This is a genomic window from Pseudomonas sp. R11F (assembly GCF_050312575.1).
In the GTDB taxonomy this organism is placed as follows: Bacteria; Pseudomonadota; Gammaproteobacteria; order Pseudomonadales; family Pseudomonadaceae; genus Aquipseudomonas; species Aquipseudomonas palleroniana.
Genome location: NZ_JBNPJU010000008.1, coordinates 1 through 23,750 on the forward strand (window position 1 = coordinate 1; position 23,750 = coordinate 23,750).

The 23,750-nt window shown below is 62.0% G+C and carries 27 protein-coding genes; 11 read left to right on the plus strand and 16 right to left on the minus strand.

Features of this window, described 5'->3' with window-relative positions; all coding sequences use genetic code 11:
• Nucleotides 1–125: 125 nt before the first annotated feature.
• The 3 genes from ACQRBV_RS01620 to ACQRBV_RS01630 are packed head-to-tail and all read right to left on the minus strand — an operon-like array spanning nucleotide 126 to nucleotide 1,948.
• On the minus strand, nucleotides 126–668 hold the full coding sequence (locus tag ACQRBV_RS01620) for a DUF2937 family protein (RefSeq protein WP_060753122.1): 543 nt from the start codon (nucleotides 666–668) through the stop codon (nucleotides 126–128).
• Between the two features lie 11 nt (nucleotides 669–679).
• Complete coding sequence (locus ACQRBV_RS01625; protein WP_411984495.1) at nucleotides 680–1,456, minus strand: class II glutamine amidotransferase; 777 nt, start codon at nucleotides 1,454–1,456, stop codon at nucleotides 680–682.
• 30 nt (nucleotides 1,457–1,486) lie between these two features.
• Nucleotides 1,487–1,948, minus strand: a complete 462-nt coding sequence (locus tag ACQRBV_RS01630; protein WP_411984494.1) for an MFS transporter — start codon at nucleotides 1,946–1,948, stop codon at nucleotides 1,487–1,489.
• 90 nt (nucleotides 1,949–2,038) lie between these two features.
• Here ACQRBV_RS01630 and ACQRBV_RS01635 point away from each other — a divergent pair, with 90 nt between their 5' ends.
• Nucleotides 2,039–4,081: a S9 family peptidase gene (locus ACQRBV_RS01635; protein WP_411984493.1), complete on the plus strand. Its 2,043-nt coding sequence runs from the start codon at nucleotides 2,039–2,041 to the stop codon at nucleotides 4,079–4,081.
• On the opposite strand, the gene ACQRBV_RS01640 is transcribed toward ACQRBV_RS01635, so the two are convergent.
• Nucleotides 4,078–4,362, minus strand: coding sequence for a hypothetical protein (locus ACQRBV_RS01640; protein WP_060753118.1), 285 nt, complete (start codon nucleotides 4,360–4,362; stop codon nucleotides 4,078–4,080). The genes ACQRBV_RS01635 and ACQRBV_RS01640 overlap by 4 nt on opposite strands.
• Before the next feature lie 78 nt (nucleotides 4,363–4,440).
• Here ACQRBV_RS01640 and ACQRBV_RS01645 point away from each other — a divergent pair, with 78 nt between their 5' ends.
• Nucleotides 4,441–5,127 carry a hypothetical protein gene (locus ACQRBV_RS01645; RefSeq protein ID WP_060753117.1) on the plus strand — a complete coding sequence of 229 codons (687 nt, stop codon included), beginning with the start codon at nucleotides 4,441–4,443 and terminating at the stop codon, nucleotides 5,125–5,127.
• A gap of 10 nt (nucleotides 5,128–5,137) precedes the next feature.
• Here the strand turns inward: ACQRBV_RS01645 and ACQRBV_RS01650 are convergent, their stop codons facing one another.
• Nucleotides 5,138–6,058: a ParB/Srx family N-terminal domain-containing protein gene (locus ACQRBV_RS01650; protein WP_411984492.1), complete on the minus strand. Its 921-nt coding sequence runs from the start codon at nucleotides 6,056–6,058 to the stop codon at nucleotides 5,138–5,140.
• 98 nt (nucleotides 6,059–6,156) lie between these two features.
• Between ACQRBV_RS01650 and ACQRBV_RS01655 the strand changes: the two genes are divergently transcribed.
• The 3 genes from ACQRBV_RS01655 (at nucleotide 6,157) to ACQRBV_RS01665 (ending at nucleotide 7,601) form a co-directional block, all read left to right on the plus strand.
• Complete coding sequence (locus ACQRBV_RS01655; RefSeq protein WP_010212122.1) at nucleotides 6,157–6,531, plus strand: YajD family HNH nuclease; 375 nt, start codon at nucleotides 6,157–6,159, stop codon at nucleotides 6,529–6,531.
• A gap of 184 nt (nucleotides 6,532–6,715) precedes the next feature.
• Nucleotides 6,716–7,183 carry an RNA methyltransferase gene (locus tag ACQRBV_RS01660; RefSeq protein ID WP_003189607.1) on the plus strand — a complete coding sequence of 156 codons (468 nt, stop codon included), beginning with the start codon at nucleotides 6,716–6,718 and terminating at the stop codon, nucleotides 7,181–7,183.
• 67 nt (nucleotides 7,184–7,250) lie between these two features.
• Complete coding sequence (locus ACQRBV_RS01665; protein WP_060753114.1) at nucleotides 7,251–7,601, plus strand: YgaP family membrane protein; 351 nt, start codon at nucleotides 7,251–7,253, stop codon at nucleotides 7,599–7,601.
• Nucleotides 7,602–7,643: 42 nt separating this feature from the next.
• Here ACQRBV_RS01665 and ACQRBV_RS01670 read toward each other — a convergent pair whose 3' ends face one another.
• Both ACQRBV_RS01670 and ACQRBV_RS01675 read right to left on the minus strand, forming a co-directional pair.
• Complete coding sequence (locus tag ACQRBV_RS01670; RefSeq protein ID WP_161549691.1) at nucleotides 7,644–8,864, minus strand: hypothetical protein; 1,221 nt, start codon at nucleotides 8,862–8,864, stop codon at nucleotides 7,644–7,646.
• Nucleotides 8,865–8,877: 13 nt separating this feature from the next.
• A complete protein-coding gene (locus tag ACQRBV_RS01675; RefSeq protein WP_060753112.1) occupies nucleotides 8,878–9,327 on the minus strand; it encodes a YcgN family cysteine cluster protein in 450 nt (149 codons plus the stop codon).
• 154 nt (nucleotides 9,328–9,481) lie between these two features.
• Between ACQRBV_RS01675 and ACQRBV_RS01680 the strand changes: the two genes are divergently transcribed.
• Nucleotides 9,482–10,066, plus strand: a complete 585-nt coding sequence (locus tag ACQRBV_RS01680; protein WP_060753111.1) for a nitroreductase family protein — start codon at nucleotides 9,482–9,484, stop codon at nucleotides 10,064–10,066.
• A 178-nt stretch (nucleotides 10,067–10,244) separates the two neighbouring features.
• On the opposite strand, the gene ACQRBV_RS01685 is transcribed toward ACQRBV_RS01680, so the two are convergent.
• From ACQRBV_RS01685 to ACQRBV_RS01705, 5 genes are all read right to left on the minus strand, one after another.
• Complete coding sequence (locus tag ACQRBV_RS01685) at nucleotides 10,245–11,177, minus strand: D-2-hydroxyacid dehydrogenase (protein WP_090366189.1); 933 nt, start codon at nucleotides 11,175–11,177, stop codon at nucleotides 10,245–10,247.
• Nucleotides 11,178–11,284: 107 nt separating this feature from the next.
• Nucleotides 11,285–11,578: a YcgL domain-containing protein gene (locus ACQRBV_RS01690; RefSeq protein ID WP_060753109.1), complete on the minus strand. Its 294-nt coding sequence runs from the start codon at nucleotides 11,576–11,578 to the stop codon at nucleotides 11,285–11,287.
• Nucleotides 11,575–12,708 carry a ribonuclease D gene (gene rnd / locus ACQRBV_RS01695; protein ID WP_090366191.1) on the minus strand — a complete coding sequence of 378 codons (1,134 nt, stop codon included), beginning with the start codon at nucleotides 12,706–12,708 and terminating at the stop codon, nucleotides 11,575–11,577. The genes ACQRBV_RS01690 and rnd overlap by 4 nt, the downstream gene beginning before the upstream one ends.
• Before the next feature lie 122 nt (nucleotides 12,709–12,830).
• Complete coding sequence (locus ACQRBV_RS01700) at nucleotides 12,831–13,430, minus strand: class I SAM-dependent methyltransferase (RefSeq protein ID WP_104995808.1); 600 nt, start codon at nucleotides 13,428–13,430, stop codon at nucleotides 12,831–12,833.
• Nucleotides 13,431–13,531: 101 nt separating this feature from the next.
• Complete coding sequence (locus ACQRBV_RS01705; RefSeq protein WP_411984491.1) at nucleotides 13,532–14,902, minus strand: glutamine synthetase family protein; 1,371 nt, start codon at nucleotides 14,900–14,902, stop codon at nucleotides 13,532–13,534.
• A gap of 402 nt (nucleotides 14,903–15,304) precedes the next feature.
• Between ACQRBV_RS01705 and ACQRBV_RS01710 the strand changes: the two genes are divergently transcribed.
• Entirely contained in the window at nucleotides 15,305–16,069 is a 765-nt protein-coding gene (locus ACQRBV_RS01710) for a transporter substrate-binding domain-containing protein (RefSeq protein WP_060753105.1), read from the plus strand.
• A 48-nt stretch (nucleotides 16,070–16,117) separates the two neighbouring features.
• Nucleotides 16,118–16,954 (plus strand): cache domain-containing protein, encoded by an 837-nt coding sequence (locus ACQRBV_RS01715; RefSeq protein ID WP_411984490.1) that lies wholly within the window; start codon nucleotides 16,118–16,120, stop codon nucleotides 16,952–16,954.
• A gap of 69 nt (nucleotides 16,955–17,023) precedes the next feature.
• Here the strand turns inward: ACQRBV_RS01715 and ACQRBV_RS01720 are convergent, their stop codons facing one another.
• Both ACQRBV_RS01720 and pobA read right to left on the minus strand, forming a co-directional pair.
• Nucleotides 17,024–18,541: an MDR family MFS transporter gene (locus ACQRBV_RS01720; RefSeq protein WP_411984489.1), complete on the minus strand. Its 1,518-nt coding sequence runs from the start codon at nucleotides 18,539–18,541 to the stop codon at nucleotides 17,024–17,026.
• 67 nt (nucleotides 18,542–18,608) lie between these two features.
• Nucleotides 18,609–19,793 carry a 4-hydroxybenzoate 3-monooxygenase gene (pobA, locus tag ACQRBV_RS01725; protein ID WP_411984593.1) on the minus strand — a complete coding sequence of 395 codons (1,185 nt, stop codon included), beginning with the start codon at nucleotides 19,791–19,793 and terminating at the stop codon, nucleotides 18,609–18,611.
• A gap of 189 nt (nucleotides 19,794–19,982) precedes the next feature.
• On the opposite strand from pobA, the gene ACQRBV_RS01730 reads away from it, so the two are divergent.
• Nucleotides 19,983–20,858, plus strand: coding sequence for a helix-turn-helix domain-containing protein (locus ACQRBV_RS01730; RefSeq protein WP_060753684.1), 876 nt, complete (start codon nucleotides 19,983–19,985; stop codon nucleotides 20,856–20,858).
• Here the strand turns inward: ACQRBV_RS01730 and ACQRBV_RS01735 are convergent.
• Together ACQRBV_RS01735 and ACQRBV_RS01740 are read right to left on the minus strand one after the other, a co-directional pair.
• Nucleotides 20,851–21,030 carry a hypothetical protein gene (locus ACQRBV_RS01735; protein ID WP_060753685.1) on the minus strand — a complete coding sequence of 60 codons (180 nt, stop codon included), beginning with the start codon at nucleotides 21,028–21,030 and terminating at the stop codon, nucleotides 20,851–20,853. The two genes, ACQRBV_RS01730 and ACQRBV_RS01735, sit on opposite strands and share 8 nt — an antisense overlap.
• Before the next feature lie 100 nt (nucleotides 21,031–21,130).
• Nucleotides 21,131–22,036 carry a LysR family transcriptional regulator gene (locus tag ACQRBV_RS01740; protein WP_060753686.1) on the minus strand — a complete coding sequence of 302 codons (906 nt, stop codon included), beginning with the start codon at nucleotides 22,034–22,036 and terminating at the stop codon, nucleotides 21,131–21,133.
• A gap of 105 nt (nucleotides 22,037–22,141) precedes the next feature.
• Here ACQRBV_RS01740 and ACQRBV_RS01745 point away from each other — a divergent pair, with 105 nt between their 5' ends.
• Together ACQRBV_RS01745 and ACQRBV_RS01750 are read left to right on the plus strand one after the other, a co-directional pair.
• Nucleotides 22,142–23,008: an MBL fold metallo-hydrolase gene (locus ACQRBV_RS01745; protein WP_411984488.1), complete on the plus strand. Its 867-nt coding sequence runs from the start codon at nucleotides 22,142–22,144 to the stop codon at nucleotides 23,006–23,008.
• A gap of 34 nt (nucleotides 23,009–23,042) precedes the next feature.
• Nucleotides 23,043–23,657: an NAD(P)-dependent oxidoreductase gene (locus ACQRBV_RS01750; RefSeq protein ID WP_411984487.1), complete on the plus strand. Its 615-nt coding sequence runs from the start codon at nucleotides 23,043–23,045 to the stop codon at nucleotides 23,655–23,657.
• Nucleotides 23,658–23,750: the final 93 nt, after the last annotated feature.

The window sequence follows — 23,750 nt, forward strand, 5'->3', positions numbered from 1 at the left end:
CGAGGTGCCTGGGTTTGGGGCGGCTGCGCCACCCAGCGCGGGGCAAGCCCGCTCACTACAGATGATGTGTTCTACATCCGCCATTTAACTGACTGGCATTAGAGCTCGTTCCCTACCGCATCATGTCAGAGGCCCTTGAGGTCGCGCTCTTCAATCGGCCGGCTCTGGCGCATGCGCTTGCCGCCCAGCACGATCCAGTCGATCAGGCGATACAGGCACTCCAAGCCGAACGACAACAACATTGCCCCACCCAGCCCCCAGCCCATGGCTTCGGGCGTGAGCAGGATCTGGTAGCTGTAGCCGTTCCAGGTTTCCCGACGAATGTCCGGGTCGGCGGCTACCGCCACTTGCAGGGCGCGGATATACCACGGCCCTTGCATCGCCTGGAATTGCTTGTCCAACGCCACCTGGCGGTCGAGCAAGGTGCCCAGGCTGTTGGCATCGCTGCGGAACACCGGGTCGTCACTGGCGCGGTAATGCGCCACCAATGCCTGCAAGTCGCCGTTGAAGAACTGTTGCGCGGTGGCATCGAAGCCACGCAGGCCGGTCTGGGCTTCGATCAAGTGAGCTTCGACGCGCTTGGCATAGTCGTTGATAAACCCCGGTACTTGCACACCGACCAGCAAGCCAATGGCAAACAGTACCAACCGCAGATAACTGAGCAACATGGTCGATATCCTTACTCGGTGACACCCTGGCTGACGCATTCACCGCGTCGCCACAGGCTCCATTGGCCCGGTTCGTAGCGGGTCCAGTTTTCGTTATCGGTCAAAGGTTCGGTGGCGATGACCGTGACCACGTCATCGGGCGTGGTTTCGGCCTGAAAATCGACGATCACGTCGACATCCTTCAAGCGCGCCGGGCCGAAAGGGGCGCGCCGGGTGATCTGTGCCAGTTTGGTCGAGCAGTAGCAAAACAGCCAGTCGCCGTCACTGAGCAGGCAATTGAACACGCCTTTGCTGCGGAATTCGGCACAAGCGGCGATCAGGTCCGGCAAGACCTGTTCGATCTCCACAGGTTCGGGGAAGGCCTCACGCACGCGGTTGAGCAAGTCGCAGAATGCCGCTTCGCTGTCGGTATCGCCCACCGGCCGGTAGAACGTGGCGCGGGGGTTGAAGTCCGCCAGCTGGCCGTTGTGCGCAAAACACCAGTTGCGCCCCCACAGTTCGCGCACGAACGGGTGGGTATTGGACAGGCACACCTTGCCCACATTGGCCTGGCGAATATGACCAATCACCACTTCACTTTTGATGGGATAACGCTGCACCAGCAAGGCGACTTCCGATTCACTGCTGGCAGCCGGGTCCTGGAACAGGCGCAGGCCACGGCCTTCATAGAAAGCAATGCCCCAGCCATCGCGGTGGGGGCCGGTGCGTCCGCCGCGCTGCATCAGCCCGGTAAAGCTGAATACGATATCGGTGGGGACGTTGGCACTCATGCCCATCAATTCACACATGCCAGGGCTCTCGCTGCAGGGCGGACGACGTCAAAGGCGCGGCTCGACCCGTACACCACTGACCGGTGCCGGGCGGCGCAAGGGTTCCTCGTCGTCCTGCTCGGCGGCCAACGCGGCATCGACCGCCGCCTTGCGCTCGCGACGGGCATTGGCGGCGCGCTCGATGGGCCAGCGGATCAACACAAACACGAGATACGCGGCAAACGCGATCATCGTGTACATGAACAGATCGGAAATGGCCCGCCAGGCGTTATTGCCGACCTTGAGCACCAGGTCCATGGCGGTGATGGCCACCGCCGGGGCGAACTGGGTCTTGACCGGGTCGACGATGGTCGGGCTGAACAGCAACACGGCCATCAGCAATTGCAGCGGCTCGCGCAGCCAACGCCAGATCCAGCGGGTCAGGCGCCACCATACCAACAGGCAGCCCAAAGCGGCGAAGGCGTAAAGGCCCCAAGCGATCAGATAGTCGTTCTCGGTCATGGTGTCCATGGCAAGGTAGGCAAACAGGCGGCTATGATAACGGCTTTTGCGCGTCTCGGCTGCAATGCCTGCGACCCTGCGCCAGACGGAGAGTATTCCATGCCTATAGCGACCGCCCCGATTGCCCGCAAGGATCAAGGCCCAGACCCTTACGCCTGGCTGCAAGAGCGTGACAACCCCGAAGTACTCGATTACCTCAGGGCTGAAAACGCCTGGCAGGAAGCACAGCTCGCCGACCAGAAAGCCCTGCGCGAAACCCTGTTCGAAGAAATCAAGGGGCGCATCCTGGAAACCGACCTGTCCCTGCCCTCGCCCTGGGGAACGTACCTGTATTACACACGGACCACCGCGGGTGACGAATACGCTCGCCACTATCGCTGCCGCCGCCCGGCGGATGACAGCCACCAAGTGGATGAGAGCAGCGAAGAGCTGCTGCTTGATCCCAACGCACTGGCCAAGGGTGGTTTCTTCTCCCTCGGCGCCTTCAGTATCAGCCCGGACCATCAGCGCCTGGCCTACAGCGTGGATACCAGCGGTGAAGAGATCTACACCCTGTACGTGAAGGAATTGGCCACCGACAAAGTCAGCGAACTGGAGTTCGAAAACTGCGACGGCAGCATGACCTGGGCCAATGACAGCCTGACCCTGTTTTTCGGCGAACTGGACGATACCCATCGCCCGCACAAACTGCATCGCTATCGCCTGGACGGTACGGCGGCGCAGGAGGTGTTCCACGAGCCCGACGGACGTTTCTTCCTGCATTGCTACCGCTCCAGCTCCGAGCGCCAGCTGCTGCTGGCCCTGGGCAGCAAGACCACCAGCGAGACCTGGGCATTGGACGCCGACCACCCAGAGCGGGACTTCACCTGCCTCGCCCCACGGGTCGAGGACCATGAATACGATGCCGACCACGGCCAGCGTGACGGCGAGTGGACCTGGTTTATCCGCAGCAACCGCGACGGCATCAACTACGCGCTGTTCGTCGCCGCCGACACCGGCAGCGTGCCCGACGAGGCCGACTGGCAGAACCTGATCCCCCACAGCGACGAGGTCATGCTCGACGGTGTGAGCCTGAACGCCGGCGCCATGACCCTCAGCCTGCGCATCGGCGGCCTGCCGGTGATCGAAGTGCACCCTCAGGGTATGCCGACTTACCGCGTGGAATTACCCGACGCTGCCTATAGCCTCTACGTACAGAACAGCCTGGAATTTTCCAGCGACAAGATCCGCCTGCGCTACGAAGCCTTGAATCGCCCGGCCCAGGTCCGTCAGCTCGAACTGGCGACAGGCGCGCAAACAGTGCTCAAGGAGACCGCGGTGCTCGGCGCATTCAACGCCGATGACTACGTCAGCCAGCGCCTGTGGGCGACCTCCGTCGACGGCACCCAGGTGCCGATCAGCCTGGTGGTCAAGCGTGACCAGCTCGGTAAAACCACACCGCTGTACCTCTACGGCTACGGCGCCTATGGTTCGAGCCTGGACCCGTGGTTTTCGCATGCGCGCCTGAGCCTGCTCGACCGTGGCGTCGCCTTTGCCATTGCCCATGTGCGCGGCGGTGGCGAGCTGGGGGAAGCCTGGTATCGCAACGGCAAGCAGGCGCACAAGCAGAATACCTTCAGCGACTTTATCGCCTGCGCCGAGCACCTGATCGCCCAGGGCCTGACCACATCCAGACAATTGGCGATCAGCGGCGGCAGCGCCGGTGGCCTGTTGATCGGCGCGGTACTCAACCAGCGCCCGGAGCTGTTCCAGGCGGCGATTGCCGAAGTGCCGTTCGTCGACGTGCTCAACACCATGCTCGACCCGGAGCTGCCATTGACCATCACCGAGTATGACGAGTGGGGCAACCCTGAAGAGCCCGAGGTCTACGCACGCCTCAAGGCTTACGCGCCTTACGAAAACGTCAGCGCGCAAGCCTACCCGGCCACCTTGGTGATCGCCGGCTACAACGACAGCCGCGTGCAGTACTGGGAAGCCGCCAAGTGGGTGGCCAAGCTGCGTGACACCAAGACGGACGACAACCTGCTGCTGCTCAAGACCGAACTGGGCGCCGGCCATGGCGGCATGAGTGGCCGTTACCAGGGACTGCGTGACGTGGCGCTTGAATACGGTTTTGTGTTCAAGGCCCTGGGGTTGGCCTAACCGCCGGGCGTCTTTGGCTTGCTGTCGCTCTGTTGCAGGCCAGGCACCGTCTGGTCTTTCGGCGGCGTGGGCAACACAATCGGCTCCAGCGCGGGCGAGCCGTTGACAGTGGCCTTGGGAGCGGCGGGCGGGCTGACTTGCGGATACAACGTGGGGGTCGGTGTGCCCGGGGCACCTGGGGTTGGCGCGGGTGCGACCGGCACGGTTTGCGCCTCTTGCGCCTGCGCCGTACCCAATGTGAGCGCGCCCAGCACAATGGCCGTTAGAATGTTGCACTTCATCGATGGCTCCATGGCCTGACCGGAATACCGTAAGGCTACTCCCAACCGCGCAAGAATGCCCTTCTCAATGAGATTTCCATGAAACGTTTCGTTCTGCTGGACACCACCCCGATCCCCGACAACGGCGGTGCCTTGTGCCTGTTCGAATATGGCGAGGATTTCGTCATCAAGATTCAGGGGGGCGATGGCGGCCAGTTGATGAATACGCGCATGCACGGCTCCGAGGATGCGCTGGCGGAAATTCCCTGCCGCAAGGTCGCCGGCCGTGCGGGTTCACGCGTATTGATCGGCGGCCTGGGCATGGGCTTTACCCTGGCCTCGGCCCTCAAGCACCTGGGCAAGACGGCCGAAGTGGTGGTCGCGGAGTTGGTACCGGGCGTGGTCGAGTGGAACCGCGGCCCGCTCGGGGAAAAGTCCGGGCGCCCGTTGCTGGACCCGCGCACGGTGATCCGCCTGGAGGACGTGGCCAAGGTGCTGCAAGCCGAGCCCCAGGGCTTTGACGCGATCATGCTCGATGTGGACAACGGTCCCGAAGGCCTGACGCAAAAGGCCAATAGCTGGTTGTATTCCGCCGCCGGCCTGGCCGCCTGCGCCAAGGCCCTGCGCCCCAAAGGCGTGCTGGCCGTGTGGTCGGCCAGCGCCGACAGGCTGTTCAGCGACAAACTGCGCAAGGCCGGGTTCAAGGCCGAAGAAGTGCAAGTCTTTGCCCATGGCAACAAGGGCACCCGGCATACCATCTGGATTGCGGAAAAAATCAAAGGTTGAACACAGAGGGTCAGTTCAGGGACTTGCGGTAATCGATCACGTACGGCACTTTCTTGTCGAACGTCTTTTCCAGCTCGTTGCGGTCCAGCTGGGTCATGCCGCCCAGTTGATGTGCGGTAAAACCGCTGTCACCGACCGGTGAGCCCGGTGCCAGGCTGACCATACGCTTGGCCACCGCTTCAATGGCATCCTTGTAGCCGCCCTTCTTGTCCAGGTTGTAGGCGCCCAGGTCGATCTGGGTGCGCAGCCAGTTGCCCCAGTAGAACTCCAGGAATTCCGGCGCGATGGCGCCATCGTCCGGCTTGCCGTAGGCGGCCTTGCGGGTGAAATACACCAGGCTGCGGAAAGTGTCGTCCTGCAGGTTCTTGAAGCCCAGGTGCGCCGGCAATTTCGCGGGCGACAACGCCTGGCCCTGGTTGTCCTTGAGCCAGACCTTGCGCGACGCCTGCATGCGCTGCCAGAAAGCGGCCATGTCCGGGCTGCCGCTGAAATCATCGGTGACCTTGACCCACATTTTCAGCTTGGGACCGCCGCCGGGCACTTCCCACAAGGTGGTGAAGCTATGGTGACCGTCGGTGAGGTACAACTGACCGGCCGGGCCGACGACCACGGTTTTCATGTCTTCGGGATGGGCACCCACCGGGTCCTTGCAGGTGAAACTGCTCGGTTGGTGCAGGTCGGCCTTTTTCGGCACTTTGTCGGCGGCGCCCTGGCCATTGGTCTCGCAGTACTCATCGAAGACCTTGGCCGGCTTGTCGGCGAACAAGCCGAGGCTGTAGTAGATCTGGTCAAAACCCACCACAGCCTGGGTCGGGTGCAGTTGTCCGAGGGCCACCTCGATCACCTGCCCCGGCTTGGGCGTGGAGAACGCCTGGGCCTGGGCGGTGACGACACACAGCAGTAACGCAACAATCCATGAGTGCAGACGCATGAGTTTCAGATCCTTGTATGTAAAGTGAAGCAGTCATTTACAGCGCGAGCGGCTAGAATCAACCCTATCCGTGAACCCGCAAATAGCCAGGAGCCATGATGAGCTCGACCAACCCGCCCTCCCACACCGCCAAGCTGGATCGCATCCTCGCCGATGCCCAGCGCGACCGGGAAATGGGCTACCGCGACAAAGCCTTGAAGATGTACCCACACGTATGCGGCCGCTGCGCCCGGGAGTTTTCCGGAAAACGCTTGAGTGAACTGACAGTACACCACCGCAACCATAACCATGATGACAACCCCCAGGATGGCTCCAACTGGGAGCTGCTGTGCCTGTATTGCCACGACAACGAACACTCGCGCTACACCGACCAGCAGTACTTCGGCGACGGCTCCACCAGCAGCCCGACCATTGCCAAGGCCACCCATAACCCGTTTGCGGCGTTGGCCGGGTTGATGAAGAAGGACGACTGATAAATAGGGGTTGTCGATGCCGGCCTCATCGGGAGCAAGTCGAATCTTCGCACCGCCCCTCCCACATTTGACGGGATTCACCCCATCAAATGTGGGAGGGGGCTTGCTCCCGATAGCGATCGCCCAAGCACTACAGCAGGCCGAGGCCGTATAATCGCGGTTTTTCTGCAAGGCACCCTTTCCCGTGGGCAATAAACGCTACAGCTGCATCGGTCTGTATAACCCCAAATCCCCCGAGAACGTCGGCTCGGTGATGCGTGCCGCCGGCTGCTACGGCGTGGCCTCGGTGTTCTACACCGGCGTGCGTTACGAGCGCGCCCGGGACTTCATCACCGATACCAAGAAGGTCCACCACGACATTCCCCTGATCGGCATCGATGACCTGAAAAAGATCCTGCCCCTGGGCTGTATCCCGGTCGCCGTGGAACTGGTGGAAGGCGCCCGCCCGCTGCCCGAATATACTCACCCCGACCGCGCGCTGTACATCTTCGGCCCCGAAGACGGCTCCCTCGACAAAGAGATTCGTGACTGGTGTGAGGACGTGGTGTACATCCCGACTACCGGCTGCATGAACCTCGCCGCCACGGTCAACGTGGTGCTCTACGATCGCCTGGCCAAGGGCAACAACACCCGTTCAGGCCCCAAGTATTAATTTTCCGGGAACATCCGGCGCGTGCAAACAGTCAGCTATTTACACTTGCCCTTGTTGGAGAGAGATCATGAGCGACAGCAAATACCTGCGACCGGCTATCGAACACGCCCCACTCGACACACAGCCCACCCAGAACGTGCACGGCTGGGAACGTATCGGCTCGGTGGCCGGCGGCGTGATGATGGTCGGCAAAGGCCTGCGCCGTGGCGGGATTTTCGGCTTGATCCAAGTGGCAATCGGCGGCGTGGCGCTGGCCCGTGGTTTTACCGGGCACAGCTCGCTCAAGGACAAGCTGGAGCAGGGTCGCCAGGAAATGAACAGCGTGCGCACGAAGATCGAGCGTGCCGGCCAAGAGTTGAAGAACCTCAAGACCAAGGCGGAAGTCGCCGCAGAAAAAGCCACCAAGACTGCTGGTTAATCGCCGCCCCCTTCCACACTTTGATCGGTACATGACTGGGGATCAACGCAACAGCTTGGTCTCCAGCACCACCGACGACTCGCCGATCACACTTTCAGCCAATTGCACGAACTGCGCAGTGGTGATGCTGTTCACCCGCATGACCGCTTGTGCCAGATCGTCCAGCGAACGCTTGTTGTGGGTTTTCACGCGGATTTCGCGGTCGAGCTCCTGCAACAGCAGCACCGCCTGGGCCACCGCCCCGGCGCTGATGTGCTCGCCGCGCAATGTGCTGACGCCCTTGCCGTCCTTGCCCAACCGCGCCTGTATGGCCGCGTAGCGCTCATCGGTGATACCTCCGGCGCGCCGCATCAGCTCGATCGCGTAATACTCGCCCAGGCCCTCGCGAATCCAATCGCTGCTGTCGTGATCATTGAAGCGGCCGATGGCCTGCACCACTTCGCGGATCAGCGGGCTGCTGCCGTTTTCGCTGACCAGTGGCGTGCGGCTGCTGAGGTAGATCGAATCGCGCGATGCCACCACGCCCCGGCGCATCGGGTCGTTGGCGCCCACGATCAACAGTTTCGCTGGATGGCGCGGAAACGCCGCTTCCACTTGCGGCCAGACGAATGTCAGCAGCGTCAAAACATCCATGCGGCGCATGCCCTGGCCCTTGGGCGAGGCCACGGTGACTTCGGTTGCACCCAGGCGTATGCGACGGCTGCCGAGGGTGCCGGCGAGCATCCAGCCGGTGGGGCGGTCGAACAGGCGGGAGACGTTATCGACGCGAAATTTGTTTTTACCGATGCGCGGCCAGGCGGTTTCGATGCTCTTCCAACCGGAGGGCAATTCGAACACCAGGCGCGAAACCAACTCGGTTCCGTCCTGTTGGTCGAGCCGAGCGGTTGGCACCAGGTCTTCACCGCGCAGCAGCGCCCAGTTGGGCGTCATCCGTGTTTCATAGACACCGGGCTTGCGGGCATGGGTAAGGCGCACGCGGTAGGTCAGGCTGGACTTGTCGGCACTGGGCTGCCAGAGGCCGCGGCTGCCGGTGACGGTCCACTGACCGTCGGCCTTGAAATCGCTGTAATCGCCCGCGCGCCCCAGGTCCAGGTTGAGGCTGCGCACCGCCGAGCCTTGGGACAGGCTCACGCGCACTTCGGCCTGATCGCTCTGGGGCAGCAACTTGACGTGATAATCCAGGTCGACTTTGTTCGCACACCACGCCGACATGCTCAGCGCCAGCAACACCAGGCTTGCCGCCAGCTTGGTTCCCCCCCGCATACACACTCCTTGGTCAACCGGCACGGAAGATCAGGTAATCCTCCCAGTCGTCTTCGGGCACGCTGCCTTCGCTGAGCATGCGCCCGGACTGGGAAATGCGTTCGTGATGGACCGCATCGCGGTCACCGCAGACCAGGTGGTGCCACAGCGGCAGGTCTTTGCGCTCGCTGACCAGGCGGTAGGCGCAGGTCGGCGGCAGCCATTTGAACTGATCAGCCTGGCCCGGCGTGAGCTGGATGCAATCAGGCACCGAGGCGCGACGGTTCGGGTAGTCGGTGCACTGGCAGGTTTTCAGGTCGAGGAGTTTGCAGGCGATACGCGTGTAATAAACACTGTTGTCGTCTTCATCCTCGAGCTTTTGCAGGCAGCACAGGCCACAGCCGTCGCACAACGACTCCCACTCCTCCTGGTCGAGGTGTTCAAGGGTTTTGCGTATCCAGAAAGGTTCGACTTTGGCGGCCATGGCTCTACATCAACATCATCAGGTGAAAAGGCCGCCAGTCTAGTGCCCAAGCCCCTTGGGGCCAAGCGCTTACGACTGGCGGTGCGACCAGACTTGTCAGTCTAGTCGCCGCGCAGTAGCTTTGAGCACCGAATTGACGATCAGGAACTTGCCCATGAGCCGTGTTGCCGACTACCCGATTCACACCCAATTCACCGACCGCTGGTCGCCCCGGGCCTTTACCGGCGAAAGCATTCCGCAAGAGACGCTGCTGAGCTTTTTCGAAGCCGCACGCTGGGCACCGTCGGCCTACAACTCACAGCCGTGGCGCTTCCTGTATGCGCGTCGCGACACGCCGAACTGGGAGCGCTTCCTGAGCCTGCTCAATGAATTCAACCGGGGCTGGGCACAGCACGCGTCGGCCTTGGTGATCATCGCCTCGAAAACCGACTTCATCGCCCCCGGCGCCAGCGAAGAAACCCCGGCACTGTGGCACACCTTTGACACCGGTTCTGCCTGGGGTCACCTGGCCCTGCAAGCCAGCCTCGCCGGCTGGCACACCCACGGCATGGCCGGCTTCGATCAGGAACTGACGCGCAAGGAGCTGAAGATTCCGCAAGGTTATGCGCTGCACGCCGCCGTGGCCGTGGGCAAACTGGGCGATAAATCGACCTTGCCTGAATACCTGCAAGGCCGTGAAGCGCCGAGCTCGCGCCGGCCGTTGAGCGAGCTGATCTGCGAGGGTGACTTCAGCCTCTGACGCTATGTGGAAGGGGCAAACCCTGATGCCAGTCAGTTAAAGATTAACGCGGTCACTGTGGGAGGGGCGGTGCGACGATTCGGCTTGCTCCCGATAGGCCGCGCAGCGGCCTCAAAAATGGGCCTGCTACGCAGGCCATCGGGAGCAGGCCCCCTCCCACAATGTGTTCCGAGTGCAGTCAGTAACCGCGCGCGAAATCCACTTCCCCGCGCAACGCCTGCTTGGCCTGATACGCCCGCAGGTTCTGCACAAACAACGCCACCATCTTCGCAGGCGACGTCGGCGCCGAACTGTGCCCGGTCAGCAGCAGGCCCCAGGCGGTCCAGAACGGGTGGCGCTGCGGCAACGGTTCCTGGCGGCACACGTCGATCACCGCGCCGGCCAGGTGCCCTTCTTTCAACGCCTCGACCAGATCGGCATCGACCACCGCCACGCCGCGCCCGACATTGATGAACAACGCGGTCGGCTTGAATTGCTTGAACAGCGCCGCGTCGTACAGGTCATGGGTGTCGGGCGTGTTGGGCAGCAGGTTGACCACGTAGTCCACCTCCCCCACCAACCGGCCCAATTGATCGAGCGCGGCCACTTCAATAAATGGCGCCTGCTCACGTGCGCTGCTGGCGATACCGTAGAGCTCGACGCCAAACGGCAACAGAAACTCTGCCACGCTCTGGCCGATATCGCCGGTACCGACTACCAGCACTTTGCGCCCCGCCAGGCTCTGGCCCAGGCGGTTGTCCCATTTGCGCTCGACCTGGCTGACCAGCCGCGCCAGCACTTCACGCTCATGGCCCAGCATGTAGGTGAGTACAAACTCGGCCATGACCTGGCCAAAGATGCCGACCGCACGGGTCAGGCGATAGTTGCGCGGCAAGCCTTCGGCCAGTAGCGGCGTGATACCCGCCCAGGTCGATTGCAACCATTGCGGCTGGTGGCCCTGACGCAACAGGGTCGCCAGCAGGTCCGGCTGGCCCAGCCACACCGGGCAATCGGCGGCCAGGCGCGACAGTTCGGCGGAATCGCCGCTGGTCAATACTTCAAGGTCCGGAGCCGCTGCGCGCAGCAGTTGGGCGTAGAGCGGGTGATCCTGTTCAGCAATCAGAACACGCATGGTTCAAACCTTTCAAAAACAGTGCAGACGGCCGCCCGCATCCTTACGGCCACCGCCAACTAATACGAGTCCATGGAAGAAGGTGCCCTGAACCGGGCACTGATCGATTACACCGGGTCGTTGCGGCGCAGCAGCTCTTCGGGCAAGTGTTCGATGTACTCGTCCTCGGCCGGCGGCATTTGCAGGTGGTAGCCCTGCTTGTCGAGGTTTTCCAGGACTTGCACGATGTCTTCCTGTTGCAGCTTGCGCTCGGGCGTCAGCACCAGGTCGAACGCGTGCACCGGCTTGCCGAACACCGTGACCAAGCCTTCGGGCACGCGCTCCAAAGCATCGCTTTTGAGTACGTAGAGGTACATGCCGGCACGTTTCGGGCTGCGGTAGATGGAGCAAATACGTTTCAAGGCTGTTCTCCGGCAGTGGCCAGGCTGTCGAGCAGCGCCTGGCCCATCAACTCGCGGCGCCAGCCACGCAGCGAGTCTGGCAATTGGTAAGGCCCATCGGGGTAGCCACTCTTGACCAGGGCTTCGAGGGTTTTCTTGCGCAGCATCAGTTCCGGCGCCATCTCCAGGCGTTCGGCGAACGCCTGGCCCTGGGCACGCAGTGCTTTGATCAGCGCGGCAGCCTCGACCGGCAAGGGTTCTGCAACGGCAGGCGGCCATTGGTCCGCGGGCACGCTAGCGGCACGTTTGATCAGGTCCAGCAGGAACTGGCCATCCTGACGCACGGTGCGCGGGTGCATGTCTTCGATCTTGCCTAGGGCGGCGAGGTTATCCGGCTGGGTTTTGGCCAGGGGCCATAACGAATGTTCGCGAATGATGCGGTTGCGCGGCAGGTCACGGGCGCGGGCCTGCTGTTCACGCCAGGCGCACAGTTCGCGCAGGACCGCCAGTTGGGCGCGGGACAGTTTCCACGCCAGCTTGGCCTCGCGGTACACCTCGTACGGGTCGACTTCGCGGCGCAGGTTGGCCACCAGTTCGGCGCCGTCTTCCAGCACCCAGGCGTACTTGTCGGCAGACAGTTGCGGGCGCAGGCGCGTGTAGACCTCGGCCAGGTGCACGGCGTCTTCGGCGGCGTAGCTCACTTGGGTCTCGGACAATGGCCGCTGCAGCCAGTCCGAGCGGGTCTCGCCCTTGGGCAACTCGATATCGAGCACGGCGTGCACCAGGCGCGAGTAGCCCATGGAAAAACCAAGGTTCAGGTAGGCCGCGGCCAATTGGGTGTCGAACAACGGCACCGGCAGGCTGCCGGTCAGGCGCAACAGCACTTCGAGGTCTTCGCTGCAGGCATGCACCACCTTGATCACCGCTGGGTTTTCCAGCAAGGCGGCCAACGGTTGCCAGTTGTCGATGGTCAGGGGGTCGATCAAGTAAGCGCGGACGCCATCACCAATCTGGATCAGCCCGGCAATGGGATAAAAAGTGTCGACCCGCATGAATTCGGTATCGAGGGCAACGAATGGCAACTGCTGCCATTCGGCGCAATGCTGGCCGAGGCTATCGTTGTCGCAGATCCAGTGAATATCGATGGCCACACGGCTCTCCCTTGAAGAATGGCGCGCAGTATATATCGCGAAAGGGGCTTGCGAGCATTCGCAGTGCACACACGATCATGAAAACTCCGACAAGAAATGGAGAATAGTCCGACGAGCGGGACTTATCCTCTCTTACGCAGAACGTAGACCCGCCATAACTGGGAGCCTGGGAGGAATTCCTGGTAATTCAGGACCTTGAAACCAGCCTGGCGGAATTCGCCTTCCACCGGCGCGCGCGCGCTCACCGAGACGATCACCGTGTCACGGCTGACCCGATGAAACTCGTGCAGCAAGGCCAGGCGCACCTCGCTGTCGTGGACGTGGCGAAACAATTCCAGGCAGAAAATGCAGTCCACCGCATTCGCCGACAAGCCAATGGAAAACGCTGACCCCTGGAAGGTCTTGATCCGCTTGAGCAACGTCGCCGGATGATGGGTGCGGGCGTGATCGAGCATGGCCTGGGAGTTGTCCGAGGCCAGGATCACCCGGTTGACGTGTTCGCCCAGCACCGGCCAGAACCGCCCCGAGCCGCAGGCCAGGTCGAGGATCAGCCCCGGCTCGCCAGCCACGCTCAACGCATGGCGCACCAGCCGCGCAGTCCGCCACGCGGCCAGGCGCTGCAACAGCCTTGGCGGACGGGTGTCACCGCACACCCGGGCATGTTCACGGTCACAGCGCTCGGTGAATTCGATCTCGATGGAGGATGGTGAATGTGGCGACATCGCGGGCTCATGTAAGCGAAACGGTAGTAAGCGTCCTTGATTCACAGCTTAACCATCGCAACGTGAAAAAAAGGTCGAAACCGTCACGACTACAACGCCCTTCAGGCCTGGTTCAGGTACCAGCGCCAATCCTGCTCACCCACCTCCCCCATGAACTGACGATATTCGGCGCGCTTGACCGCCAGGAACACCCCGAGGAACTCACGGCCGAAAGCCTCCTGTGCCCAGGTTGAAGCCTCCATTGCACGCAGAGTGGTGAGCCAGTCGGTGGGCAGGAGCGCCGTGGCCTGGGCGTAGCCATTACCTTGCACCGCAGGGCCGGGGTCGCATTGTTCGCGGATGCCCCGATGGATACCGGCCAGAATCGCGGCGGCAGCCAGGTAAGGGTTGGCATCGGCGCCGCAGATGCGGTGCTCGATATGCCGCGAGTTCGCCGGGCCGCCAGGGATGCGCAGGCTGACAGTGCGGTTGTCCACCCCCCAGGTGGCGGCCAGCGGCGCGTAGCTGTTGGTCTGGAAGCGACGGTAGGAGTTGGCGTTGGGGCAGAACATCAGCAGCGAGTCGAGCAAGGTGCCGAGCATGCCGCCCACCGCCTGGCGCAGCAGCGGTGTGCCGTCGGCGGTGTCGCTGGCAAACAGGTTGTGACCCTGGGCGTCTGCCAGGCTGACGTGCATGTGCATGCCGGTGCCCGCCAGGTCGTCGAACGGCTTGGCCATGAAGCAGGCGGTCATGCCGTGTCGGTGAGCCACGCCCTTGACCAGGCGTTTGTAGCGCACCGCTTCGTCCATGGCTTGCAGCGCATCGGCGCGATGTTCCAGGGTGATTTCCACCTGGCCTGGGGCATATTCGGAGATCGCCGTACGCGCCGGGATGCCTTGCACTTTGCAGGCACTGTAGAGGTCGGCGAGAAACGGCTCGATCTGCTCCAGCTCGCGCAGGCCATACACCTGGGTCGAGCGTGGGCGACTGCCATCCGCATCTCGCGCCGGTTGCGGGCGCCCGTTGCGGTCGGGCTTCTGGTCGAGCAGGTAGAACTCCAGTTCCGCCGCCATCACCGGGTAGTAACCATCGGCGTTCAACCCCTCGATAACCTTGGCCAGCAAATGCCGGGGGTCGGCCACGGTGGCCGGCAAGCCTTCGGTGGGGTGCATGCTGACTTGCACCGCCGCCGTCGGGATCAGCCGCCATGGCATCCGCTGCAAGCTGCCGCTGACCGGGTAGGCGCGGCAGTCGATATCACCGACATCCCACACCAACCCGGAGTTTTCCACGTCATCACCGTTGATGGTCAGGCCAAGGATGGTACTGGGCAGCGGCCGGCCGCTTTGGTACACCGCCAGCAGTTCATCGCGGTGCAGCAACTTGCCGCGCGGTACACCGTTGTTGTCGAGGATAAACAGCTCGAACATCTCGATGTCCGGGTTATGTTCAAGGAACGCTTGGGCTTCGTGCAGGCTGGCAAAAACACTCATGACAATTCTCATACGTTTGTATCAGGCAGGCGCACAGGCGCCGCCGGGCAGATGCGCACAGGTGCGCGTCATCCATGGGGCGAATCAACGTAGGAGGGAGGTATCCGGTGGGCGGGCGTGACGGCAATGGAACAGCGCCCAGAAAGCCAGTTCGGACGGCAGCGCCTCGACGACCGTCGAACCGCTCGGCACTAAAGCGCAGGGCGATATCTCGGGGTGGGTGTCGGGGGAACCATCCATGTACGGATCACAGTGAGGTAGATGCCGGCCAGCGTCACATGCGCACAACCGGTGTTCAATTCAGGGTTGGCGGAGTGTGGTTGCGGCTCGGCTAAACATTTGCCATCCCAGGGCCCGCTGGAAATAATGACCGCCCCGCCCATGCCCCAAGGACTCGACCGCATGAAAGCTCCGCTGGCCTTCTGTTTATTGGCAAGTCTGACCTCCTACGCCCTGGCTGATTCGCGCCTGGACGATGTGCTTCAACGCGGGACGCTGACCGTGTGCACCACCGGCGACTACAAGCCCTACTCCGCTTTGCGCGCCGATGGCCGTTATGAAGGCATCGACATTGCCATGGCCGAATCCTTGGCCAAGAGCCTCAACGCCAAGATCCACTGGGTACCCACCACCTGGAAAAGCCTGATGCCGGACTTCCTGGCTCAACGTTGCGACATCGCCGTGGGTGGTATTTCCGTGTCGCTGGAGCGCCAGAAAAAAGCCTTCTTCAGCCAACCGCTGGGCGTCGACGGCAAGATCCCGTTGGTGCGCTGCGCCGATGTGCAACGCTACCAGAGCGTCGAGCAGATCAACCAGCCGCAGGTGCGGGTGATCGAGCCGGCCGGCGGCACCAATGAAGTGTTCGCCCGCGCCCATCTGGGCCAGGCGCAGATCCGCCTGCATGACAATGTGACGATCTTCGACGAACTGCTGGCGGGCAAGGCCGACGTGATGATTACCGACGCCAGCGAAGCGCGCTACCAGCAAAAACAGAAGCCCGGGCTGTGCGCGGTCAACCCGGAGCGGCAGATGCAGTACAGCGAAAAAGCCTTCCTGCTGCCCCGGGATGATGTGGCCTGGAAAAGTTACGTCGACCAATGGCTGCACCTGAGCGTGGCCACCGGGGAGTACGAAGGCATTGTCAGCCAGTGGTTGGCGGCACCCTGAGCCGCAGCCGTCTACGCTCTTGTCACACTGATAAGAAGAGGATGGGTAATGAAGGGACTACTCCGGTTCACCTGGCTGCTGCTGTTGTGTTTCGGCCCGGTGCACACAGCCACTGCGAATGACGATGCCCAGGCCGCCAAGGCCCTGTTGGAAAAAGCCTTGGCTTACTATCAGAGCAACGGCGACAAGGCCTTGGCCGCGTTCAGCCGCCAGGGCGAGTTTATCGACCACGACCGCTACGTGTTCGTGGTCGACACCCAGGGCGTGCTGCTGGCCAGCGGCGGGCCGTCTTCCGCCTTGATCGGTCGCAACGTGTCCGAACAGCTCGGCCCGGACCTGCAAGCCTCGTTCAAACAGGCGCTGGCCACCCCCGAAGGCCAAGGTATCCAACAGGCCGACTACCGCTGGCAGAACTGGAACGATGGCAAGGTCGAACACAAGCATGTGTTCTATCAGCGCGTGGGCCAGCGCATCCTGGCGGTGGGTTACTACTTGCCGCGGGCGACTCCGGAACAAGCGCGAGCCCTGCGCGACAAGGCGGTGAAGGCGCTGGTCAAGGATGAGGCCGGTACGCTCAAGGCCATCAACTCACTGCAAGGTGGGTTCCTGCAGGATGATCTGTATGTGTTCGTAGTGGACCTGGATACCCGGCGCTATGTGGCCCACGGCACCAACCTGCGACTGGTCAACACCGACTTCAGCAAGATCAGGGACCCGGACGGCAAGCCCGTCGGCGAGCCTATCCTGCATCTGATGACCCAACAGGACCAGAGTGAATACAAATACCGCTGGAAAAACCCGGTCACCGACAAGGTGGAAAACAAGCATGCGTACTTGCGCAAGACCGGACATTTCATGGTGGCGGTCGGGTACTACAGCCCCTGATCAGGCTTGAAACCCATCAACTGTGGGAGGGGGCTTGCTCCCTCCCACAGTTGCTTTTCGTTCTTTCAGTTATCTAGCTTTGTCTTCGCGCCCGCGCAGCAGGCGATTGGGCATTGCAATCGCCGCCGCCAACCCCAGCAGCGACACCGCCGCACTCACCATCAGCAGATGTCGGAACGTTACCGCCAACTCCCCGCGCAGGGCATCCTGCGCCGGGCCTGGCGCGGCGTTCAGGCCGTCGAGCAGCACGTTGCCGGAACTGCCCTCGGTAACCAACGCACCGCTGGCCAGGTGGGCAAAGCTGGAATCCTGCAACAGCGCCAGCAGCAGCGCCGACATACACGCCACCCCCACCGCCCCGCCCAATGAGCGGAACAGGTTGGTAGTGCTGGTAGCGACGCCAATGTCACGCTGCTCAACGGAGTTTTGTGTGCCGACCAGGGACGTCGGGAACTGCATGCCGGCAGCGATGCCGCACAGCAGCATGAAAATCGCCGTCAGCCCGACCGCCTGCGGTGCACTGTAGGCCATGCCCAGAATGGCGAACGGGCTCAACAGCGCGCCGGTGAGAATCATCGGTTTATAACGGCCGGTCACCGAGGTCATGCGCCCGGCAAAGTAGGCGCCCATCGGCAAGCCCATGGCCAACGGCAGCAGGTGCAAGGCGGCGCTGTCGGCACCCGAGCCGGTCACCGTCTGATAACGCAGGGGCATCAACACCGTCAGGGAAATCGCCTGGAAGCTGGTGAAGAAAATCGTGCACCAGCACAGCACCGCGCTACGGTTGGCGAACAGGTGCATGGGCAATAACGGCTCGCGCGCCCGGCGTTCATGCCACACAAACGCGCTCAGCGCCACCCACGCACAGGCCAACAACCCCAATACCTGCTCATCACGCCAATGATGGCCCTGGCCGATTTCGGTGATGCCCAGCAGCAAGGCGGTCAGGCCGATGATCATCAGCACGGTGCCGAGGTAGTCGATGATCGGTTTGCGTTGCGGCACCGGCAGCCCTACCAGCGTGCGATGGGCCACATACCAGGCACCGGCACCCAGGGGCAGGTTGATCAGGAACACCCAGCGCCAGGACAGATACTCGGTCATATAACCGCCCAACACCGGACCGGCCACGCTGGCCACCGCGTACATACTGCTGAAATAGCCCTGGTAACGCCCGCGCTCACGAGGCGGGATGATGTCGCCGATAATCGCCTGGCTTACGGAAATCATGCCACCGGCGCCGATACCCTGGAGAATCCGCGCCAGCACCAGTTGCTCCATGCTTTGCGCTATGCCACAGAACAGCGAGGCCAGGGTGAACACGCCCATGCCGATCAGCATCATCGGTCGCCGCCCGTACAGGTCGCCGAGCTTGCCGTAGATCGGCACCGCCACCGTCATCGCGACCATATAACCGGAGATCACCCAGGCCAGCAGGTTGACGTCATGGAATTGCGCGGAGATGGCCGGCATCGATACGGCGACGATGGTTTGGTCCAGTGCGCCAAGGAAAATCGCCATCATCAAGGCGACAAGCACACTGCGTACGGCGGGGACGGATGGGGCGGGCTGATTCAGGTGAGTCACGGCGCAACCTTCGAGCAGAGCCCGCGAGGCAGGAAAGGCCTGCGGGAATGCTCGATACGATAGCAGGCTACTCGATAGCTTCGTAAGGAAGTCCGACGTAATTTTCCGCGATGGTTTGACGCCCCGCCTGCGAGTGGATGAAGTATTCCAGCTCACTCTGTGCAATCCGCTGGCTGAAGCCGTCCGCTTCCGGAAACTGATGCAGCATTGAGGTCATCCACCAGGAAAACCGTTCGGCCTTCCAGACGCGACGCAAGCAGATCGCGGAATACTTCTCCAACAGGTCCACCCGCCCTTCGCGATACACCTTGAGCAAGATCCGATACAGCGTGCTCACATCGCTGGCCGCCAGGTTCAAGCCCTTGGCGCCGGTGGGGGGCACGATGTGCGCGGCATCCCCGAGCAGGAACAGGCGCCCGTACTGCATCGGTTCCACCACGAAGCTGCGCAGGGGCGCGATGCTTTTCTCGATCGACGGGCCGGTGACCAACCGTTGCGCAAGCGGGCCGGGCAGGCGGGTTTTCAGTTCGTCCCAGAAGCGCTCGTCCGGCCAGGCTTCCAGCGACTCGTCCAACGGCACTTGCAGGTAATAGCGACTGCGGGTCGCGGAGCGCATGCTGCATAGGGCAAAGCCGCGCGCGTGCTTGGCGTACACCAGTTCAGCATGAATCGGCGGCGTGTCGGCCAGGATACCCAGCCAGCCGAAGGGGTAGACCCGTTCGAAAACACTCAGCGACTCGGCCGGGATCGACTGCCGGGCCACGCCGTGGAAGCCGTCACAACCGGCAACGTAGTCGCACTCCAGGCGAAAGGTTTCGCCTTGGTGCTCGAAGGTCACCCAGGGACGCTCAGTTTTCAGATCATGGGGCTGCACATTGGACGCTTCGTACAACGTCACGGCGCCAGCAGCGGCGCGGGCAGCCATGAGGTCGCGGGTGACCTCGGTCTGGCCGTAGATCATGACCGATTGGCCGCCGGTCAAGGTCTTGAGGTCGATGTGGGTCAACTCGCCATCGAGTGCCAGCTCGAAACCATCATGCACCAGCCCTTCGGCGTCCATACGTCGGCTGACGCCTGCTTCGCGCAGCAGGTCGACCATGCCCTGCTCCAGCACCCCGGCGCGGATGCGGCCTTGCACGTAGTCGGCGCTCTGGCGCTCTAGGATGAGGGTTTGGATTCCGGCGTTGTGCAACAGCTGGCCGAGCAGCAATCCGGAAGGACCGGCGCCGATAATGGCGACTTGAGTCTTCAGCGTTTTCATTATTCTTATCACCTGCTGGCTTCACCCGAACTGATCAAGTGAAAGAGTTGTCATTGGTCTTGTGGCTGACATTTTTCACTTGAGCGGGCAGCATAAGAAGGTGAGAACTGCTACAAAACCTGCGCTTTTTGCCAATTTGGGCGATTACCGCACCACTGTCCTGAGTATCGGATTGAAACCATGACCAAAACCGCGATTCCGGTCTTCAAGCTTTATGGGGAAAGCCAGCAATGGCCTACGCCCGATTTGTTGCACTGCGAAACCATTTCCCGAAGGAGTCGGGAATACCAGTGGGAGATCCAGCCCCACCGGCACGCGGATCTGTGCCAGTTGCTCTATGTACACAAGGGCCAGGCGCACCTGGAAATCGAAGGCCAGCACACCACGCTCGACGAAGCCACGCTGCAGGTGCTGCCGCCGTTATGCGTACACGGGTTCCGGTTTTCAGAAGATGTGGAAGGCTACGTGGTGACACTGTCGGCACCGCTGGTCAGCCACTTGCAGACGCAGTTGGGCAGTACGGCCGGCGGCCTGCAGACCTTGGGCAATTATCCGGCCGGCAAGGACAGCGACTACCTCAACAGCCAGTTCGCACGTTTGCAGGACGAGTACGCCGACGAGCAGCCGGCACGGGACATGATGATGCATGCCCTGGTCAGCGTGCTGCTGGTGTGGATCAGCCGCCAGGCCATTCAGCGTCGCCACCCACGGCCGCCCCGTGGCCGCGAGTATTTTCGCCGTTTCACCCAGTTGATCGAACAGCACTACCGCGAGCATCCCAAGATCGAAGACCTGGCTCACAAGCTGGGCATCTCGGTCTCGCACCTGAACGGGACATGTCGGGAGCTGGGCGGCCAACCGGCCTTGCAGATCATGCACGACCGCCAGTTGCTGGAAGCCAAGCGCCTGCTGACCTACACCAGCATGACCATCAATGAAATGTCGGAGGTGTTGGGGTTTTCCGACCCGACGAATTTCTCTCGGCTGTTTCGCCGACGGGTCGGGTTCTCACCCAAGGCGTTTCGCGAGCAATTGAAGGCCGGGCAGCCTACCTGAGCGCGCTGAAACTGCCGGTGCGGGGAACGCATTGGTCCTGATGACAACCGATCGCGAATGCCGCCGGCTGCATGCGTGTCTGTTCAACGCGGTAGGCGGCAGTCCCGTACAGCGCAGTGGCAAATGCGCTGAGGGTGAAAATCATCAGGTACTTTCTGGTTTTGATGCTCATGGCACAGACCTCTGAACGGATCTACACAGTGCTGTTTTAAGCATAGGTCAGCCGGAGCGACTTGCCATTATCGGGCGTCATTCAATCGGTTTATATCCGCTCAAAGACCTTTGTCCCACAAAGGCTCTTCCGGAAACCTGAGCACAAGGAAATCCAGCAGGCTACGCAGCGCCAGGGACATGTGTTTACGCGAGGCATACACCGCATAAACATTCATTTGCTGAGGCTCGGCCTCCGGTAGCAAACGGATCAGTTCACCACTACGGATGTAGTCCCCCGCCTGATAGCTGGGCAGCCGCGCCACACCAGCCCCTGCCAATGTCACCCGTAACAATGTCGTTGCCTCATTGGCGGTGATATTGCCTTGCACTGCCACCGACACCGGTTCTGCATTCTCGGTGAAGTGCCAGAGACTTTTGCCGAAGTAAGAGTGCGTCAGGCAATTGTGCTGCACCAGGTCTTGCACCTGACGAGGGTGTGGATGTTCGCGCAGATATGCTGGCGAGGCGCAGATGACCGAACGGCAGAGCGTCAGCTTGCGGGCGATCAGGCTGGGGTCCAGTTCGAGACTGGTGCGAATGGCCAGGTCGATACGTTCATCCACCAAGTTCACCGTACGATCAAGCATTTGCAGGTCGATACTCACTAACGGGTACTGCTTGACGTACTCGGCCACGGCATCCGCCAACTGTGCCTGGCCGAACGAACTACTGACACTGAGCCGCAACTGGCCACGCGGCGCTTCGTCCGGCTCACTGACGGCAGCCTGCATGTCGTTGCACAACTCCAGCATCTGGCGGCACCGAGGCAGCGTTTCGATACCGGCGGCGGTCAGGCTCAGCTTGCGCGTGGTGCGGTGCAGCAGGCGCGCACCGACCCAGTCTTCCAGCTCGGCCAAATAGCGCGAGACCACCGGACGCGACAGATCCAGATGGTCGGCGGCGGCCGATTGACTGCCCAAGTCGACCACTGTCACAAACACACGCATTGCTTGAAGACGATCCATGATTTGCCCGATTTTAGAAACAAACTATGTCCAAGCATCGCATTTTTTGTTGCGTTTGGTGCAACTAAGCTCTGTACACCCCTTACCGATGGCAGGAGCTGCCCGATGTTCTCGACCTTCAAACGCCTGACCCTGGCCACCGCCGCCCTCGCCTTCTCAGCCCACGCGGCAGCGACAGAGCTGAAACTCGACGTGTACAACCCAGGCGAAGCCGCGATATTCCCGGTCAGCTCGGTGCTGGTCAGCGGCGCCAACGACGCGATCCTGGTGGATGCGCAATTCGGCAAAGGCCAGGCCGAGCAACTGGTGCAGAAAATCCGCGCCAGCGGCAAACACCTGACCACCATCTACATCAGCCACGGCGACCCGGACTACTACTTCGGCCTCGATACCCTGACCGCAGCGTTCCCGGACGCCAAGGTACTGGCACCGCAACCGGTGGTTGACCACATCAAGGCCACCGTGGCCGGCAAACTGGACTTCTGGGGCCCGAAAATGGGCGCCGACAAACCGGCCAAAACCCTCGTGCCGCAAGTGCTTGAAGGCCACAGCCTGACCCTTGAAGGCGAGCAACTGGAGATCGTCGGCCTGGACGGCCCGCAACCGGATCGCAGCTTTGTGTGGATCCCGTCGATCAAGGCCGTCGTCGGCGGTGTGGTCGTGGCCGAAAACATCCACCTGTGGATGGCCGACACCCAGAGCGCGCAGTCCCACAAAGATTGGCTGGCAACGCTGCAACGTATCGAACAACTGAAACCGCGCACGGTGATTCCGGGCCACTACCTGGGCAGCCCATCGCTCAAATCCGTGGCGTTTACCGCCGACTACATCAAAGCCTTCGATATCGAGACCGCCAAGGCCAAGGACTCCGCTGCCCTGATCGCAGCCATGAAGAAGCGTTACCCGACCCTCGCCGACGAAAGTTCGCTGGAACTGAGCGCCAAAGTCGCCAAGGGCGAAATGAAGTGGTGATTGGTTTTAAACCCTGACCGTACTGGAGAATGTCATGAGCAAGATTGCAATCATTGGTGCCACCGGCCGTGCCGGTAGCCAACTGCTGGAAGAAGCGCTGCGCCGTGGGCATACCGTCACCGCCATCGCCCGTAATACCGACAAACTGACGGCACGCCCAGGCGTGACCGCCAAGCAAGTCGATGCCCTGGATGCCGACGCCCTGCAACAGGCCGTGAGCGGCCATGATGTGGTGATCAGTGCCGCACACTTTTCCACCCTGCCCGCCAGTGCGGTGATCGGCCCGTTGAAAAAGGCCGGGGTGAAACGCCTGCTGGTGGTGGGCGGTGCCGGTTCGTTGCTGCTGCCAGGTGGCAGCCGTGTGATCGACAGCCCGGGCTTCCCTGCCGAATACAAGGCGGAAGCCAGTGCGGGCGCGGAGTTTCTCGATACGCTGCGTCAGGAGAAGGAACTGGACTGGACATTCCTGTCGCCATCGGCGGAGTTCGTGGAAACCGAGCGCACCGGGAAATTCCGTTTGGGCCAGGATGATTTGCTGGTGAGCAGCGAAGGCCGCAGTTGGATCAGCTTCGCTGACTTTGCGATCGCGTTGATCGACGAAGTTGAGTCACCGAAGCACTCCCGCCAGCGCTTCACCGTCGGCTACTGATCGTACGCCTTGTAGTGAGCGGGCTTGCCCCGCGCTGGGGGGCGCAGCCGCCCTAATCCAGGCACCGCGTTCTTCCAGGTAGATCTCGAGCGC